The following is a 17,197-nucleotide window of genomic DNA, read 5'->3' on the forward strand; positions in this document are numbered from 1 at the left end:
GTCTCCATGGCGCAACATCGCCCCCGCCCGCCACGGGGGCTGTTGCCGCAAAACCTACCGGGACGCTGCCGCCACGTTGGCCGGAGCGTCGCCGCCCCAGCCACCACCCAGCGCGCGGATCAGGCCCACGGTGGCCACGTACTGTGCGGTGCGCACCTGCAGCTCCTGCCGCCGATTGCGCAGCTCGCTGCGGCGCGCGTCCAGCAGTTCCAGCTGGCTGACCAGGCCGTTGCGGTAGCGTGCGTCCGACAGCTGCGTGGCGCGGCGCGCAGCTGTCACGGCACGGGCCTGTGCCTCGGCCTGGCCGGACAGCAGGCGCAGCGAGCTAAGCTGGTCTTCCACGTCGCGGAAGGCGTTGAGCACTTGGCCGCGGTGGTCCGCCAGCGCGGCCTCCAGGCGGGCCTTGGCGCCCTGCACCTGCGCATCGCGCTGGCCGCCGTCGAAGATGGGCAGCGACAGCAGCGCGCTCACGCCCCATGCACGGGCCGACCACTTGAACAAGTCACCCAGCTCGGGCGATGCATGCCCCGCATTGCCGGTGAGCGTGACCGCCGGGAACCACGCCGTCTGCGCCACGCCCACACGGGCCTGCGCAGCCAGCACGGCGGACTGTGCAGCCGACACATCGGGGCGCCGCGCCAGCACGGTGCCGGGCACACCGGGCGGTATGACGGGCAAGGCGGCATCGGTGGCGGCCGCCGGCAGCGTGAAGCCGCTGGCCACATCGCCCACCAGCACGGCCAGCGCGTTGGTCAGCAAGGCTTGCTGGCGCTGCAGTGCCAAGGACTCGGATTCGGTGGAAGACACCTCGGTCTGCACGCGGGCCACGTCCAGCTCGGCCACGTCGCCCGCCTGCAGGCGGCGCTGCGTGAGGCGCAGGGTGTCCTGGTAGGCACCCAGGCTCTCGTTCACCAGCATCTGCTCGGCCTGCACCGAGCGCAACTGCAGGTACGTCTGCGCCACATCGGCCTGCACCATAAGGCGCGTGCTTTGCAGCAGGGCATCGCGGGCGTCGGCATCCAGGCGCGCTGCGTCGCTGGTCTGCGACAAGCGGCCGAACAGGTCCAGTTCATACGATGCGTTGAGGCCTGCCGTGCCCAGCGTGGACGGCGATGAGCTGCCCGTGCTACTGGCACCGGCCTGGCGCGAGACTCCGGCCGAAGCGCCAATCTGCACGGACCGGGCCGCATCGGCCGAGCGCAGCAGCGAGCGTGCCTCGGCCAGCCGCGCGGCGGCCTGCTGGATGCTGGTGTTGGCTTGGCCTGCGCGCTGCACCAGGTCGGCCAGCACCGGGTCTTGAAAGCCCAGCCACCATTCGCCGCGGGGCTGCGCCTCGGCGGGTGGGGCCACGGTCCACGGGGCGACGGGCAGGGCCGCGCCGCCGGCGCTGAAGCTCTCGGGCACGGCCACGCCGGCATGGGGCGCGGGTGCCACGGGCTGGGTCATGCACCCGGCCAGCACCAGGGCCGCGGCCAGAGGTGCCAGCAGACTGAACCTGCGCGAAGGCGCTGCCGCCGTCACCGCGTTGGTGGCAGCCGCATCAGCGTTCTTGTTCGACAAAAAATCCATCATGGTCGGTCTCCTGCCCGCCCTGCTGCCAGGGGCAGCGTGGTGCGGGGGGTGGTATTGAAAATGGCCAGGGAGCCCATCATTCGTGCTCCTTGCGCGGCGCGGCCAGCACAGGGTGGGCGGTGCCACCGCTGCCGGGGGTGTGCGAGATGGGAGCCACATGCGTGCCATGCTCCACCAGCGGGCGGTTGCCTGCCAGCTTGCGCAGCAGCACATAGAACACGGGCGTGAGGAACAGGCCAAAAGCCGTCACCCCGATCATTCCGGAGAACACCGCCACACCCATGGCGCTGCGCATCTCGGCACCAGCACCGGTGGAGAGCACCAGGGGCAGCACACCCATCACGAAGGCCAGCGAGGTCATCAGGATGGGACGAAGGCGCAGACGGCTGGCTTCGATGGCGGCCTGCACGGGGGTGCGCCCGGCAAACTCCAGCTCGCGCGCAAACTCCACGATCAGGATCGCGTTCTTGGCCGATAGCCCCACGAGCACGATGAGCCCGATCTGCGTGAACACGTTGTTGTCGCCGTTGCTCAGCCACACCCCGGTCATGGCCGCCAGGATGCCCATGGGCACGATCAGGATGATGGCAATCGGCAGCGTGAGGCTTTCGTACTGCGCGGCCAGCACCAGGAACACCAGCAGGATGGCCAGCGGGAACACCAGCACGGCAGAGTTGCCGGCCAGGATTTCCTGGTACGTCAGCTCAGTCCACTCGAACGTGATGCCCTGGGGCAGCGTCTCTGCGGCAATGCGCTCGATGGCAGCCTGGGCCTGGCCCGACGAGTAGCCGGGTGCGGGGCCGCCGTTGATGTCCGCGGCCAGGTAGCCGTTGTAGCGCATGGCACGCTCGGGGCCGAAGCTGGGCTCCATCTTCATCAGCGCCGACAGGGGCACCATCTCGCCGGTGGCAGAGCGCACCTTGAGCAGGCCCACGTCTTCAGCCCGCGCGCGGTAGGCCGCATCGGCCTGAACACGCACGCTGTAGGTGCGGCCGAACTGGTTGAAATCGTTGGCGTAGAGGCTGCCCAGGTAGATTTGCAGCGTGTCGAAGATGTCCGTCACCGGCACACCCAGCTGGCGCGCCTTGGTGCGGTCGATGTTGGCGTACAGCTGCGGCACGTTGACCTGCCAGCTGGTGAACAGGCCGGCCAGCTCGGGCGTCTGGTAGGCCTTGGCCATGAAGGCCTTCACGGCGCCGTCCATGGCCTGGAAACCCAGCGACGCGCGGTCTTCGATCTGCAGCTTGAAGCCGCCGGTGGTGCCCAGGCCCGCCACGGGTGGCGGCGGGAACATGGCGATGAACGCATCCTGGATGCTGCCGAACGACTGGTTCAGCTGCCCAGCCACGGCGCCGCCACTCTGGTCGGCGCGGGTGCGCTCGGCAAAGGGCTTGAGCGTGGCGAACACGATGCCGGAGTTGGAGCTGTTGGTGAAGCCGTTGATCGACAGGCCGGGGAAGGCAATCGCGTCTTCAACGTTGGGGTTTTCCTTCATGATCTCGCCCATGCGGCGGATCACGTTCTCGGTGCGGTCCAGCGTGGCGCCATCAGGCAGCTGGGCAAAGCCGATCAGGTACTGCTTGTCCTGCGCGGGCACGAAGCCGCCGGGCACGATCTTGAACAGGCCCACGGTGGCACCCACCAGTGCGAGATAGATCACGAACATCAGTGCTTTGCGGCCGATGACACGCTTGACGCCGCCGCTGTACGCCTCGGAGCCCCGATGGAACAGGCGGTTGAAGCCGCGGAACAGCCCACCGAACACCTTGTCCATGCCGCGCGTGAGCGCGTCCTTGGGCTCGTTGTGGCCCTTGAGCAGCAAGGCGCTAAGCGCTGGCGACAGGGTCAACGAGTTGATCGCCGAGATCACCGTGGAAATCGCAATCGTCACCGCAAACTGCTTGTAGAACTGCCCCGTGAGCCCACTGATGAAGGCCAGCGGCACAAACACGGCCACCAGCACCAGCGCAATCGCGATGATGGGGCCGGACACTTCACGCATCGCGCGGTAGGTGGCTTCGCGGGGGGTCAGGCCCGCCTCGATGTTGCGCTCGACGTTCTCCACCACCACGATGGCGTCATCCACCACGATGCCGATGGCCAGCACTAGGCCGAACAGGCTCAAAGCGTTGATGGAGAAGCCCAGCAGGTGCAGCACCGCGAACGTGCCCACCACCGACACCGGCACGGCCAGCAGCGGGATGATGGAGGCGCGCCAAGTCTGCAGGAACAGGATCACCACCAGCACCACGAGGGCGATGGCTTCCAGCAGCGTGTGGATCACGGACTTGATCGAGGCACGCACGAACTGTGTCGGGTCGTACGCAATGCGGTACTCCACGCCTTCGGGCATGTTCTTCTGGATCTCGTCCATGGTCTTGCGCACGTTGGACGAGATGTCCAGCGCGTTGGAGCCCGGCGCCTGGAACACGCCCATGCCCACGGCGGGGTCGTTGTTGAGCAGCGAGCGCAGCGAGTAGTCGGCAGCGCCCAGCTCCAGGCGGGCGATGTCGCGCAAACGCGTCACCGCGCCGTCGGCACCGGTCTTGACGATGATGTCGCCGAACTCTTCTTCGGTCTGCAGACGGCCCTGGGCGTTGATGGACAGTTGCAGGTCCACGCCGGGCAGGCCGGGCGATGCGCCCACCACGCCAGCGGCGGCCTGCACGTTCTGGCCGCGGATGGCGGTCACCACGTCGCTGGCCGAGAGGCCGCGCTGCGCGACCTTTTGCGGGTCGAGCCACACCCGCATGGAGTAGTCGCCGCCGCCGAAGATCTGCACCTGGCCGACGCCGCCGATGCGGGCGAGGCGGTCCTTCACATTGAGCACCGCGTAGTTGCGCAGGTAGTCGATGTCGTAGCGGTTGTTGGGCGAGACCAGGTGGACCACCATGGTCAGGTCCGGCGCGCTCTTGACGGTGGTGACGCCCAGGCGTCGCACTTCCTCGGGCAGGCGCGGCTCAGCCTGCGAGACGCGGTTTTGCACCAGCTGCTGGGCCTTGTCGGGGTCGGTGCCCAGGGCAAAGGTCACCGTCAGCGTCATCACGCCGTCGGTGGTGGCCTGGCTGCCCATGTAGAGCATGCCTTCCACGCCGTTGATGGATTCCTCCAGCGGTGTGGCCACGGTCTCGGCGATCACCTTGGGGTTGGCGCCCGGGTACTGTGCGCGCACCACCACGGAGGGCGGCGCGACTTCAGGGTATTCGGAGATGGGCAGACCGCGCAATGCGATGAGCCCCCCGAGAAAGATGAGCACCGACAGCACCCCGGCAAAGATGGGGCGGTCAATGAAAAAGCGGGATAGATTCATGGATGCAAATTCCTTGGGTCGCTCTGGCTCAGGCCGCTGGCGACTTGGCTGCGTTCTTGGCTTCCTTGCGATCACCCGCAATCTCGGCCTTGGCGGTCATGGGGACGGACTGGGGCGCTACCACGGCACCGGGGCGCACGCGCTGCAGGCCGTTGACGACGATGTTCTCGCCCGCCTTCAGGCCGGACGTGACCACGCGCAGGCCGTCGATGGGCGCGCCCAGCGTGATTTCGCGGTACTCGGCCTTGTTGCCCTCGCCCACCACCATCACGAACTTCTTGTTCTGGTCGGTGCCCACGGCACGCTCGTTGATCAGCAGGGCCTGGGTGTCACGCGCCTGGCCCATGCGGATGCGGGCGAACTGGCCGGGGATGAGTGCGCCGTCTTCGTTGTCGAACACGGCACGCACGCGCACCGTGCCGCTCTTGGCGTCCACCTGGTTGTCGATGAGCTGGAGGCGACCGGTGTGTGGCGTGCTGCCCGCGGTGCCTGTGCCCATCTGCACGGGGATGCGCTCGATGAGCTGGCGCGCGCTGTGGCCGCGCTGGCCGCTTTGCAGATCAGCCAACGCCTTCACCACGATCTGCTCGTCGGTGTCGAAGCTGGCATAGATGGGGCTCACCGACACCAGCGTGGTCAGCACGGGGGCGCCCGCTCCAGCGGCTACCAGGTTGCCCACGGTGACTTCGATGCGGCCTACGCGGCCCGCCACAGGGGCGCGCACCTGGGTGTAGCTGAGGTTTAGCTTGGCAGTCTTCAACGCGGCCTGGGCAGCGCGCAGGTTGGCATCGGCTTCACGCTGCGCGTTCAGGCGCTCATCGTGCTCGCGCTGGGCAATGGCGCGTTCTTCGAGCAGGCGTGTGGCCCGCTCCATTTCGCTGCGGGTGTACGAGACGCGGGCCTGGGCGGCCCCCACCTGGGCTTCGGCGCGGTCGACCTCGGCGGCGTAGGGTGCCGGGTCCACGGTCACTAGCAGGTCACCCTGCTTCACCAGCGAGCCTTCGCGGAAGTGCACGGCCTGCACCGCCCCGGAAACGCGTGGGCGCACGTCCACACGCTGCACGGCTTCGAGTCGGCCGGAGAACTCGTCCCACAGCGAGATGTCTTTTTGCACCACCGCGGCCACCGACACGGGCATGGCGGGAGGCGTTGCGCCTTCGCCGTTGGCCTGCGCGGTAGGTGCCTGGAAGGCAAGGATCAGTGCGGCAACGGCAGCCGTCACGGCGGTAGCCATGGTGGCCAGGCCCAGGGGGCGGTTCTTGGAGAGCGGATTGGAGTTCATGGTCATTTCAATCAGTGTTGGGGACCGCCTCGCGGGCGGGCCGGTGAATGTTTTCTGCCACGCCCCACGGGCAGCAGGCGGTGGTTTGCCAGGGTTCAGAGCAAGGCGGATGGCAGTCTGGGCAATGACACGGTGGAAAGGTCAAGGCCCAGGTGGCACGCCACCGGCTTCTTCGCACGCCAACGTCAGAAGACGCAGCAGCGCAGGGCGGTGTGACAGCAGGAGCTGCGCGCCCCTGAAAAATTCGGTGTGTTGTTCACGTTGTTATTTCCTCCGTATCGTTGACATCAATGGCCCTGCCAGCCGTCCTGCCCCTCACGGGCCCGGCTTGCAGAAATGAACAGGCAAAGCCTCTCCCTCCGGCATGGCATGCCAGAAGAATCAGCGTTGAAAACCAGGTGGTCGGTAAAGAGGCTGCAGTATCGAACCTCAACTTAAGTTGAGGTCAACACCTTTTTGCAGCCGAGCTTCTCAAGAAGGCACCGGACATCGGGTGGCTTCAAAGAACAGGCGAAATTGCTCTTGTGCTGCGGCAGCACAAGGGCATTCGTGCTCACCGGTCTGCAGCAGGGCATCGGGCCACTGCGCAGCCTTGGCAAACACGTGGCAGGTCACCGCCAAGCCGGCGGCGTCGAGCCGGGCTGCATACGCCACGGCTTCGTCGTGCATGGGGTCGGTGTCGCCCACCAACACCAGCGTGGGCGGCAGGCCAGCCAGGCGGCGCGCGGCTCCGGGCACGGCGTAGGGGTGTTCGGCATCCCGCGGGCCACCCAAGAAATTGCGCCAGCCTTCAGACCATTTGCAACCGGTGGCGGGGCCCGTGGCTTCGCGCAACGAAGCCGTGCCCACGCAAGGGTCCAGCATGGGGGACAACAAAATCTGGCCGGCCAGCGGCGGGTGCGACTGGTCGCGTGCCATCAGGCCCACCGCGGCGGCCAGATTGCCGCCGGCTTCTTCACCCGCCAGGTACACCAGGGCGCCCTGCCCGCCCAGCTTGACCCGATTGCGGTGCACCCACTTGAGCACGTCATAGCCGGTATCTACAGGCTGGGGGAAGGGCGTGAGTGGATAGGCCACCGACACCACCACGGCGCCTGCGCATTCCAGCAGCGACGCCACCGTGCAACCATTGTCCAGGTCGCCCGAGGTGAATGCGCCACCGTGAAAATGCACGACCACCGGCGACACCTTGCCCGTCTTCTTGCGGCCATACATGCGCACGGCCACGTCCTGGCCGTTGGCCACCTCAATGGTGGAGTCGGCGCACACTGACGACGCCTTGGACACCTTGTCAGGTGCGGCGGCGGACTGCGATGTGGAAGATGGCAAGGACGGATGGTCGGGCTGCATGGCATGTACCCAGTGAATTGAGGATGAGTGAAATGTAGTAGCTTGCGCCTTCGGGATAAACAGGCCAAACACCACTGCACTGTTTCCAAAAGCTCAACAATCGGGGGGCGGCCCGCGTGTGAGAATTCCTCAGCACCCACTGGTGGGTGCTGCAGTTTCAGATTTCAAGGAGAAGCCATGGACCAAATACAGGCCATGCGCATATTCGTGCGGGTGGTGGAGGCCGGCACGTTCACCCGGGCGGCCGATTCACTGTCGTTGCCCAAGGCCACCGTCACCAAGCATGTGCAGGCGCTGGAGGAGCGCCTGCGCGTGAAGCTGCTCAACCGCACCACGCGACGCGTGACGGTCACGCCGGACGGTGCCGCCTACTATGACCGTACGGTGCGCCTGCTGACCGACCTCGACGACATCGAGGCCAGCATGACCAACGCGCGCGCCAACCCGCGCGGACGGTTGCGCATCGACGTGGGCACGTCGGTGGCGCAATTGCTGCTGATCCCGCACTTGGCGGATTTCCACGCGCGCTATCCCGACATCCAGCTGGATCTGGGCGTGAGCGACCGCATCGTGGACCTGATCGGAGACAACGTGGACTGCGTGATCCGCGGCGGCGAGCTCAGCGACCAGTCGCTGGTGGCCCGGCGCATCGGCAATCTGGAGTTCATCACCGTGGCATCGCCCGATTACCTTGCGCGCCGGGGTACGCCGGCCCACCCGCTGGAGATCGAAGAGAAACACACCAGCCTGCTGTATTTTTCGCCCCACTCAGGCCGGCACTACCCGCTGGAATTCCGCAAGGACGCCGAGTCCATCGACATCACAGGGCCCTACCAATTGAGCGTGAACGAGGCCAACGCATACGTGACGTCGCTGATGGCGGGCCTGGGCATCGGGCAGATCACGAGCTTTCAGGCCGAACGCCATCTGCAGAGCGGCGCCCTGGTGCAGTTGCTGCCCGAGTGGACCCAGCCCCTGCTGCCGGTGTACGTGGTGTACCCGCCCAACCGCCACCTGAGCGCCAAAGTGCGTGCCTTTGTGGACTGGGCGGCCGAGCTGTTCCAACGTGAAGCCCACATGCAGCGCACCACCTGAATCGGCACAAGCGTGAGCCCCTGGCGCCGAAGCGGCCGGCCCCAGGCGATATGCTTGCGCCATGACCGCGACACCGACACCCCCCGCCCCGGCTCCCGAACCCGCCCCCCGCGACACAGTCCCAGAAACCTCGGCAGATCCACAAGCAGCGGCACCCCCTGTCCGTCAGGCGCGCAATCCGCTGCACGGCGTCACGCTCGAAACAATGGTGGTGGGCCTCGCGGATTATTTCGGTTGGGATGAGCTAGGGCAGCGCGTCCCGATCCGCTGCTTTCAGAGCGATCCGAGCGTCGGCTCCAGCCTCAAATTTTTGCGCAAGACGCCCTGGGCACGCGAAAAGGTCGAAAGCCTGTACCTCTTCATGCTGCGCGACCAAAAGCGCAGTGGGCATCTGGACTGAGCGAGCGCTGCAATGCGGCCCATCCTGGCCGCGCGTGCCGGACGCATGACGGCAAGCGCCGGCAAGGAGCAAATTCCCCGCCCCCAGCCAGCCCGCCCTGGCTTCAGTCGCCTGAGGCCACCAGAAAGTCCCGGCTGATTCCACCCCCGAGGTCATTCACCCGGTCAAGGAACTGCGTCAGGAACGCGTGCAGCCCCGTCGCCAGGATCTCGTCGATGCGGCCGTACTGCAGGTCGGCCAGCAGGCGCCCCGCGCGGCGCAGGGTCTCGGACGACTGCTGGTTGGCCACCACCCCCAGGTTGTCCACCACCTCGCGCATGCAGGCGTGCAATGACCGCGGCATGTCACGGCGCAGGATCAAGAGGTCGGCCACACGGCCCGGGGTGATCACGTCGCGGTAGACCTTGCGGTACACCTCGAACGCGGAGACGCTGCGCAGGATGGCGCTCCAGTGATAGAAATCGTTCTCCTGGTTGCGCTCGCTCGCTCGGCCGAAGAAGTCGTTTTCGACCGCGTGGAATTTCACATCCAGCAGACGCGCCGTGTTGTCGGCCCGCTCGAGGAAGGTCCCCATGCGCAAAAAGTGAAACGCCTCGTCCTGCAGCATGGTCCCCAGCGTCACGCCCCGCGACAGGTGCGACCGGTACTTCACCCACTCAAAGAACTGCCCCGGCTCGCGCTCGAATGCCCCCCCTTCGAGCAACCGGTGCAGCTCCAGCCACGTCTGGTTCTGTGTCTCCCACACTTCGGTGGTGAGCGCCCCGCGCACGGCGCGGGCGTTTTCGCGCGCAGCCCGCAGGCACGACAGGATGGACGACGGGTTGTCGCCGTCACGCACCATGAACTCCAGCACGTTCTGCGGCGTGACCTTGCCATGCCGTGCGGTATAGGCAGGGATCAGCTCGCTGATGGACAGCAGCCCCTCCCACCCTTCTTGCGCCACAACGGCGGACTGGGGCAAGAGCGAGGTTTCATAGCTCACATTGAGCATTCTTGCGGTGTTCTCTGCCCGCTCGGTGTAGCGGGACATCCAGAACAAGTGGTCGGCAGTGCGGCTCAGCATGCGGCCTCCTTCATCGAACAGGGCAGAGAACCCCGCACGTGCTGCGCACGCACGCGATGTTGTATTGAAAGCCCCCCTGCGGTGACCTTTTCTGCCCGCTCGGTGTAGCGGGACATCCAGAACAAGTGGTCGGCGGTACGACTCAGCATCTTAAAAACCTCCCTGTGATTGCGCCATTCCGCCCATGGACTGAGACTGCGACTGCACTGGCAGCGACGGCCCGGCCGTGTCGCCCAGGACCCAGGTGTCCTTGGTCCCGCCGCCTTGGGATGAATTCACCACCAGGGAGCCATCTGCCAGCGCCACGCGCGTGAGGCCGCCGGCGGCCATCTGCACCTCGCGGCCGCTGAGCACAAAGGGGCGCAGGTCGATGTGGCGCGGGGCGATACCGCTTTCCACGTAGGTGGGGCAACTCGACAGGCTGAGCGTGGGCTGGGCGATGTAGCCCGCGGGGTTGGCCACGAGCGCGCGGCGAAAGTCTTCGATCTCGGTCTGTGTGGAGGCGGGGCCGATCAACATGCCGTAGCCGCCGGCGCCGTGCACCTCCTTGACCACCAGGTCCTTCAGGTTTGCCAGCACGTACTGCAGGTCGTCCTGCTTGCGGCACATCCAGGTCGGCACGTTCTTGAGGATGGGCTCCTCGCCCAGGTAGAAGCGGATCATCTCGGGCACATAGGGGTACACCGACTTGTCGTCGGCCACGCCCGTGCCCACCGCATTGCAAATGCCTACATTGCCCGCGCGATACGCTTCCATGAGGCCGTGGCAACCCAGCGTGGAATGGCGCTTGAAAACCTTGGGGTCCAGGTAGTCGTCGTCCACACGGCGGTAGATCACATCCACCCGCTGCAGGCCGCGCGTGGTGCGCATGTAGACAAACTTGTCCTTGACGACCAGGTCCTGCCCTTCGACCAACTCCACGCCCATCTGTTGGGCGAGGAACGCGTGTTCGAAGTAGGCGCTGTTGTGCATGCCGGGGGTGAGCACCACCACCGTGGGCTCATCGGCCGCCGCGGGCGCGCTGGCGCGCAGGGTCTCCAGCAGCATGTCGGGGTAATGGGCCACCGGGGCCACTTTGTACAGGCTGAACAGCTCAGGGAAGAGCCGCATCATCATCTTGCGGTTTTCCAGCATGTAGCTCACGCCGCTGGGTACGCGCAGGTTGTCTTCCAGCACGTAGTACTCGCCCTCGCCCTGCGCATTGGGGGCGCGCACGATGTCGATGCCGGCGATGTGCGCATAGATATTCTGCGGCACGTTCAGGCCGGCCATTTCGGGACGGTATTGCGCGTTGTTGAGGATGAGGTCGGTGGGCACGATGCCGGCGCGGATGATGTCCTGGCCGTGGTAGACGTCGTGGATGAACCGGTTGAGCGCCGTGACCCGTTGCACCAGCCCTTGCTGCATGCTGCTCCACTCGTGCGCCGGGATGATCCGGGGGATCAGGTCGAACGGAATCAGCCGTTCGTTGCCTGCGCCGCCCTCGTCCTTGGCGCCATAGACGGCAAAGGTGATGCCCACGCGCCGGAAGATCATTTCGGCTTCGGCCCGGCGGGCCTGCATCACGTCAGGGGGCTGCTTGCTCAACCATTGCGCGTAGCGCTTGTAGTGGTCGCGCACATCGCTGCCATCAAAAGGCAGCATGGCGTACATCTCATCAAATTTCTGCATGAACTGGCCTCCTGCATGCAGGATAGCAAGTTGTGCGCCCACGCCTGAAAAAATGCCTGCGAAGCCCCCCTGCCGCAAGCCGGCGGTGCGCTCATTCCGCCCGGGGCGGCACCCGGTGTTGCCAGTAGCGGGCCGCTGCATCGCGCTCGCAAGCCACCTGCCCGGGTTGCGCCGACGACCAGGTGGCGGCGCCACACCGCGCGGATTCCACGAGGTCAATGCCGCGGGCGCGGTAGCGCTGCAGGACGTCGGCAGCCGGGTGGCCAAACCGGTTGCGGTAGCCGGCCTGCACCAGCGCAGTGCGGGGCTGGACAGCGTCCAGAAACGCCGACGAGGAAGACGTCTTGCTGCCGTGGTGGGGCACCAGCAGCACATCGGCCTTCAGGGCTGCGCCGCGGGCGAGCAAGGCCTGCTCCTGTGCGGCCTCGATGTCGCCCGCCAGCAAGGCGATCGGCGCACGAGGCCCTGCGGCCGTGATGCGCAGCACGCAGCTGACCGTGTTGGGCTTGGTGGCCTGCGCTGTATCGCCGGCCTGCGGGTGCAGGACCTCAAAGGCCACGCCGTCCCAGTCCCAGCGTTGGCCCGCCACACAAGGTGCGATCGGGCGCAGCGCCTGCAGCGCATGCTCGGCCTCGATCGAGCCGATGGCCTGGGCCTGAGGCTGCTGGGCCAGCACCGCGGCCGCCCCGCCGGTGTGGTCGGCGTCGCGGTGGCTGAGCACGAGCGTGTCCACCTTTTCACCCAGGGCCCGCAGCAGCGGCACCAGCACGCGGTGGCCTGCATCGCTCTCCCGGCTGAAACGCGGCCCCGCGTCGTACAGCAGCGTGTGGCTGGCCGTGCGCACCAGCACGGCGTTGCCCTGGCCAATGTCGGCCGCGAGCAGCTCGAACTGCCCCGGCGCCGGGCGGGCGGGCTGCCACCACAACGCGGGCCAGAGCAGCGGCAAAGCCAGCATCCGCAAGCGCCACGGCAGGCGCGCGGCCAGCAGCGTGCCACCGGCCACCGCCGACACGCCCGCCCACAGCGGCGCGGCCGGCACAAACACCACGGCCCAGGGCCATTGCGCCAGCCATTGCAGCAGCGCCGCCAGCGGCTGCAGGCTGAGCGCAGCCAGGCTCCACAGCGGCGCCCACAGCACGCCGCCCAGCGCCAGCGGGGTGACGACCAGCGTCACCCACGGGATGGCCAGCAGGTTGGCGGCAAACCCCACCAGGGACACCTGGCCAAACAGCAGCAAGCTCAGCGGCGTGAGGGCCAGCGTAACGACCCATTGCTCGCGAAATAATGCATAAAAATGCCGCCCAGCGCTTGATCCATAAGCACTATTAGCTACAGTATTTGTAGCAAACAGCACCCCCACCGCCACAAAGCTCAGCCAAAACCCCGCCTGCGCCAGCGCCCAGGGGTCTGCCACCACCACGGCCGCACAGGCCAGCAACCACACGTGTGGCCAGGGCCAGCGGCGGCCACCCAGCTGCAGCAGCGCAATGGTGGCCAGCATGATCACCGTGCGCTGCGCGGGCACGCCCCAGCCGCTGAACACCGCGTACGCTGCGGCCAGCGCCACGCCGGCCACCAGCGCGGCGGTGGGTGCGGGCACGGCCAGGCACAGCCGCGCCGACCGCCGCCAGAGCGAGCGTACGGCCAGCGCCGCCAGCCAGGCAAACAGAGTGATGTGCAGGCCCGAGATGCTCATCAAGTGGGCCACCCCTGTCGCGCGGAACACATCCCAGTCTGCGCGGTCGATGGCGCGCTGGTCGCCCGTCACCAGCGCTGCAATGACCCCCGCTGCGCGCGCCTTGGCCGGGTCGTCGCCATTCACGTCGCGCGCCAGGCGCTCCAGGATGGCGTCGCGCACGGACTGCCGCGCCCGTTCCACCGGGTGGCGCCACGTCGATGCCAGGCGCACCGCAGGCTCGTCCTTGGGCCCCGCACGCACATAGCCCGTGGCCTGCACGCCCTGCTCCCAGGCCCACAGCTCATAGTCAAAGCCGTGCGGGTTGCGCAGGCCGTGGGGCGCCTTCAGGCGCACGGTCAGCGACCATCGGTCTCCGGCCGTGATGGCAGGGGGCTGGCGCTGCAGGTCGAGCGCACCCGATGCGTCGCGAAACGGACCGCCATACCAGGCCACGTCGATGCGCGGCGGCAACCGCACGGGGGCGCCACCCAGGTGCGCGGCCTCGACATCCAGGCGCAGCCGCGTCCCGGCCTCGTTGGTTTGCGGCATGGCTGCCACCATGGCGGTGATACGGACGTCCTGGCCTTCAAGCGCTGGCTCCAAGGCCTGGTCCACATAGCCCACCGCACGCAAGCCACACAGCGCAAACATGGCCACCACCCCCGCGCCCAGTGCCAACGCGCGGGCGGCCGGCGGGGCCACGGCCCGCCACCGGCTGCCGCCGCGTCCTGCGGCCCACCACGCGGCGCATCCCACGGCACAGGCCGCGGCGAGCAGCCAACCGTAGACCGTCCCCAGCCACAACGCAGACTGCTGCAGCTGCAGCGCCGCGCCCAAGACCAGCCCAAGCAACCACGCAGGCACCTGCCAGGATGGGGTCTGGCTGAACGAAGGGCTCACGCCTTCCAGCCCCGCGCTGGGCGTCGAAGCGGTATCAGGGGCGCTTATGGCGGACATGGGCTGATGCTAATGGCCCCGCGGGGGCCCGGCGGCGGGGTGCGGAGCACCGGCCTGTGTAACACTCGCGGCCACCCCGCCCCACCCACGTGCTGAACGCATCAGGCACAACATGGCATGCAGGTCGCGAATGTCGCGCACGCCACGCACACCAGGTTCAACAGGCGGCCCGGACCCTTCATTCACCGCAACCTATCCCCGAGGAAAACCATGAACGTCTACGACAAGCTGAAAGAACTGAACATCACGCTTCCCCCCGTGGCGGTCCCCGCTGCCGCGTACGTGCCCTTCATGCAGACCGGCAACCTGGTGTTCCTGAGCGGTCACATCGCCCGCAAGGACGGCAAGCCCTGGGCAGCGCAGTTCGGCAAGAACATCACGACCGAAGAAGGCAAGGAGGCCGCCCGGGCCGTGGCCATCGACCTGCTGGGTACGTTGCACGCCGCCTGCGGCGGTGACCTCAACCGCGTGCAGCGCATCGTCAAGCTCATGAGCCTGGTCAACTCCACCGGCGACTTCACCGAGCAGCACCTGGTGACCAACGGCGCGAGCGAGTTGTTTGGTCAGGTGTTTGGCGACAAGGGCGTGCACGCCCGCAGCGCCTTTGGCGTGGCGCAGATCCCCCTGGGCGCGTGCGTCGAAATCGAACTGATCGCAGAACTGGCCTGAGCCACCGGTCCATCCGCAAAAAAGCCCATGGCATCGCTGCCATGGGCTTTTTGTTTTTGTATCGCTAACTGCTGGCGGATCTGCAAGGAGCGCCGCAAGGTAGCTGTGCGCAGGCCCACGTGCCCGCACGCTGGCCACGGCAAGCGATGGCTCAAAAGGATTCCCAGTCGTCGTCGCCCCCTTGCGCGACCGCCGCCGGACGGCTTGCGGACGAAGCCACGGCGGGCGCTTTTGCGGGCGCCGGGGCCTTCTTGGTCACGGCGGGGCGCAAGGCCGTCCCGGTGCTCCCCTGCGCTGGCTTTGCGGCACCGGATGCTGCCGGTGGCCGGAGGGCGCCCGTTGACGTCGGCGCAGCGGCAGGGTGTGCGGCGCGCTGTTGCGGCGCCACTGCAGCGCGTGGGGTATGGGAGGGCGCAGCGGGTGCACCGGGCGCGAGGTCCCCCGCGGCATCCACCTTGAACATCGACACCACCTGCGCCAGGTGGTCCGCCTGCTCGCGCAGGCTCTGCGCGGCGGCGGCGCTTTCCTCCACCAGCGCAGCGTTTTGCTGCGTCATCTGGTCCAGGTTGCCGATGGACTGATTGACCTGCGACACGCCCGCGCTCTGCTCAGACGCCGCAGCGGTGATCTCGCCAATCATGTCCGTCACGCGCTGCACGGATTGCACGATGTCGGTCATCGTGGTCCCGGCGTCGGCCACCAGCCGCGAGCCCACCTCCACCTTCTCGACCGATGCGCTGATGAGATGCTTGATCTCCTTGGCGGCTTCGGCGCTGCGCTGGGCCAGGCTGCGCACTTCGCTGGCGACCACCGCAAACCCGCGGCCCTGTTCGCCCGCGCGCGCGGCCTCCACCGCGGCGTTGAGCGCGAGGATGTTGGTCTGGAACGCGATGCCGTCGATCACCCCGATGATGTCCGCAATCTTCTTGCTGCTGTGGTTGATGTCCTGCATGGTCGTCACGACCTGGGTTACCACTTCGCCGCCGCGGCGGGCCACGCCCGTGGCACCAGCCGCCAGGCTGCTTGCCTGCTGCGCGCTGCCTGCGCTTTGCTGGATGGTGCTGGTGAACTCCTCCATGGCCGATGCCGTCTGCTGCAGGTGGCTGGAGGTCTGCTCGGTGCGGGTCGACAGGTCGTGGTTGCCCGCGGCGATCTCGGCGCTGGCAATGGCGATGCTGTCGGTGCTGTGGCGCACCTGCTGCACCATGCGGCCCAGGTCGCTGCTCATGGTGTAGAGCGAGCGCAGCAGGTCACCAAACTCGTCGCCGCGCGTGACAGACTGCTGCACGCTGAGGTCGCCCCCGGCAATGCGCTCGGCCACACCGCGGGCCTGCTCCAACGGCCGCTGGATGCTGCCAATCAGGTAGTACGCACCGACGATGATGCCCAGCAGCAGCAGGCCCACCGCCACCGCGGCGATCTTCACGGTGAGCATGCGCGAAACCGCCATCTCGCGCTGCTTGGCTTCGGCCGCCTGCGTTTGCTGCTGCACAAAATCGCGTAGCGTCTGCAGGTAGGCTGCCACCGCAGGGTTGTAGGACTGCTTGACCAGCGACACCGCCTGGTCCTGCTGGCCGTCGCCCTTGAGTTTGCGGGCCTGGCCGCGCAGGTCGATCATGGTCTTGCGTGCCGCAGCGATCTTGGCCATCTGGGCCTTGTCGCTGTCGGACAATGCCATGGACTCGAGTGATTTCTGCACCTCGCTGATCTGCGCCGAAGTGGCCGCAATCTGGTCCTTGAACTCGGCCTCGACGGCGGGGTCGCTGCTCACGATCAGCGCCTGTGTGCGCGCCGCATTCGTTTCGGTGAGGCCCGACCAGCGCAGCGCGGCCTGCACGCGGGCCTCCATCTCCTTGGCCACCACCTCGGCCTCGGCCTGCACCTTGGCCGATCGGTAACCCGAAAAGCCCACCACGGCCGCCAGCATCACCACGATCACAATGACCACCATCCAGAGCTTGTGGGCCATCCGAAGTTGCTTGGGCATGGTCTTCTCCTGTCTCGTTGTGGGGTTTGCGCAGCGTGCGCACGGCCAGCATTGCACAAACTGCCGGGCAATGCACCAGGGTCAGCCCCAAGGGGGCCGGCGGCCTGACGGCACCATGGCTCGGGCGGTTGCTACGAAGCCTGCAGCGCTACCCAGTCCGTGT

The 17,197-nt window shown here is 67.2% G+C and carries 11 protein-coding genes and 1 pseudogene; 3 read left to right on the forward strand and 9 right to left on the reverse strand.

Annotated elements, in window-relative coordinates; genetic code table 11:
- Positions 1-54 precede the first annotated feature (54 nt).
- The 4 genes from ACSQ3Q_RS16405 to ACSQ3Q_RS16420 form a co-directional block, all read right to left on the reverse strand.
- Positions 55-1,572, reverse strand: a complete 1,518-nt coding sequence (locus tag ACSQ3Q_RS16405) for an efflux transporter outer membrane subunit (RefSeq protein WP_436135408.1) — start codon at positions 1,570-1,572, stop codon at positions 55-57.
- 76 nt (positions 1,573-1,648) lie between these two features.
- Positions 1,649-4,882 carry an efflux RND transporter permease subunit gene (locus ACSQ3Q_RS16410; RefSeq protein WP_057269874.1) on the reverse strand — a complete coding sequence of 1,078 codons (3,234 nt, stop codon included), beginning with the start codon at positions 4,880-4,882 and terminating at the stop codon, positions 1,649-1,651.
- Positions 4,883-4,910: 28 nt separating this feature from the next.
- Positions 4,911-6,164, reverse strand: a complete 1,254-nt coding sequence (locus ACSQ3Q_RS16415; RefSeq protein WP_436137017.1) for an efflux RND transporter periplasmic adaptor subunit — start codon at positions 6,162-6,164, stop codon at positions 4,911-4,913.
- 471 nt (positions 6,165-6,635) lie between these two features.
- Positions 6,636-7,514 (reverse strand): alpha/beta hydrolase, encoded by an 879-nt coding sequence (locus ACSQ3Q_RS16420; RefSeq protein WP_436135409.1) that lies wholly within the window; start codon positions 7,512-7,514, stop codon positions 6,636-6,638.
- A gap of 177 nt (positions 7,515-7,691) precedes the next feature.
- On the opposite strand from ACSQ3Q_RS16420, the gene ACSQ3Q_RS16425 reads away from it, so the two are divergent.
- Both ACSQ3Q_RS16425 and ACSQ3Q_RS16430 read left to right on the forward strand, forming a co-directional pair.
- Complete coding sequence (locus tag ACSQ3Q_RS16425; RefSeq protein WP_436135410.1) at positions 7,692-8,609, forward strand: LysR family transcriptional regulator; 918 nt, start codon at positions 7,692-7,694, stop codon at positions 8,607-8,609.
- Between the two features lie 61 nt (positions 8,610-8,670).
- Positions 8,671-9,009, forward strand: a complete 339-nt coding sequence (locus tag ACSQ3Q_RS16430; RefSeq protein WP_436135411.1) for a VF530 family DNA-binding protein — start codon at positions 8,671-8,673, stop codon at positions 9,007-9,009.
- Between the two features lie 103 nt (positions 9,010-9,112).
- On the opposite strand, the gene ACSQ3Q_RS16435 is transcribed toward ACSQ3Q_RS16430, so the two are convergent.
- From ACSQ3Q_RS16435 to ACSQ3Q_RS16450, 4 genes and pseudogenes are all read right to left on the reverse strand, one after another.
- Positions 9,113-10,072, reverse strand: a complete 960-nt coding sequence (locus ACSQ3Q_RS16435; protein ID WP_436135412.1) for an alpha-E domain-containing protein — start codon at positions 10,070-10,072, stop codon at positions 9,113-9,115.
- A gap of 56 nt (positions 10,073-10,128) precedes the next feature.
- Positions 10,129-10,221, reverse strand: a pseudogene (locus ACSQ3Q_RS16440) (alpha-E domain-containing protein); the annotation flags it as partial.
- A 1-nt stretch (position 10,222) separates the two neighbouring features.
- Entirely contained in the window at positions 10,223-11,743 is a 1,521-nt protein-coding gene (locus tag ACSQ3Q_RS16445) for a circularly permuted type 2 ATP-grasp protein (protein WP_436135413.1), read from the reverse strand.
- 91 nt (positions 11,744-11,834) lie between these two features.
- On the reverse strand, positions 11,835-14,378 hold the full coding sequence (locus tag ACSQ3Q_RS16450; RefSeq protein WP_436135414.1) for a DNA internalization-related competence protein ComEC/Rec2: 2,544 nt from the start codon (positions 14,376-14,378) through the stop codon (positions 11,835-11,837).
- Positions 14,379-14,588: 210 nt separating this feature from the next.
- On the opposite strand from ACSQ3Q_RS16450, the gene ACSQ3Q_RS16455 reads away from it, so the two are divergent.
- Positions 14,589-15,047, forward strand: a complete 459-nt coding sequence (locus ACSQ3Q_RS16455) for a RidA family protein (RefSeq protein WP_436135415.1) — start codon at positions 14,589-14,591, stop codon at positions 15,045-15,047.
- A 151-nt stretch (positions 15,048-15,198) separates the two neighbouring features.
- On the opposite strand, the gene ACSQ3Q_RS16460 is transcribed toward ACSQ3Q_RS16455, so the two are convergent.
- Positions 15,199-17,034, reverse strand: coding sequence for a methyl-accepting chemotaxis protein (locus ACSQ3Q_RS16460; RefSeq protein ID WP_436135416.1), 1,836 nt, complete (start codon positions 17,032-17,034; stop codon positions 15,199-15,201).
- Positions 17,035-17,197: the final 163 nt, after the last annotated feature.

Source organism: Acidovorax sp. LjRoot129 (genome assembly GCF_964253765.1).
Lineage (GTDB): Bacteria > Pseudomonadota > Gammaproteobacteria > Burkholderiales > Burkholderiaceae_C > Acidovorax.

Bases quoted from the DNA above. Each gene is read 5' to 3' on its own strand.
- ACSQ3Q_RS16450 (WP_436135414.1), bottom strand. From the start codon at position 14,378: ATGTCCGCCATAAGCGCCCCTGATACCGCTTCGACGCCCAGCGCGGGG.
- ACSQ3Q_RS16410 (WP_057269874.1), bottom strand. From the start codon at position 4,882: ATGAATCTATCCCGCTTTTTCATTGACCGCCCCATCTTTGCCGGGGTG.
- ACSQ3Q_RS16455 (WP_436135415.1), top strand. From the start codon at position 14,589: ATGAACGTCTACGACAAGCTGAAAGAACTGAACATCACGCTTCCCCCC.
- ACSQ3Q_RS16430 (WP_436135411.1), top strand. From the start codon at position 8,671: ATGACCGCGACACCGACACCCCCCGCCCCGGCTCCCGAACCCGCCCCC.
- ACSQ3Q_RS16405 (WP_436135408.1), bottom strand. From the start codon at position 1,572: ATGATGGATTTTTTGTCGAACAAGAACGCTGATGCGGCTGCCACCAAC.
- ACSQ3Q_RS16415 (WP_436137017.1), bottom strand. From the start codon at position 6,164: ATGAACTCCAATCCGCTCTCCAAGAACCGCCCCCTGGGCCTGGCCACC.
- ACSQ3Q_RS16420 (WP_436135409.1), bottom strand. From the start codon at position 7,514: ATGCAGCCCGACCATCCGTCCTTGCCATCTTCCACATCGCAGTCCGCC.
- ACSQ3Q_RS16445 (WP_436135413.1), bottom strand. From the start codon at position 11,743: ATGCAGAAATTTGATGAGATGTACGCCATGCTGCCTTTTGATGGCAGC.
- ACSQ3Q_RS16460 (WP_436135416.1), bottom strand. From the start codon at position 17,034: ATGCCCAAGCAACTTCGGATGGCCCACAAGCTCTGGATGGTGGTCATT.
- ACSQ3Q_RS16435 (WP_436135412.1), bottom strand. From the start codon at position 10,072: ATGCTGAGCCGCACTGCCGACCACTTGTTCTGGATGTCCCGCTACACC.
- ACSQ3Q_RS16425 (WP_436135410.1), top strand. From the start codon at position 7,692: ATGGACCAAATACAGGCCATGCGCATATTCGTGCGGGTGGTGGAGGCC.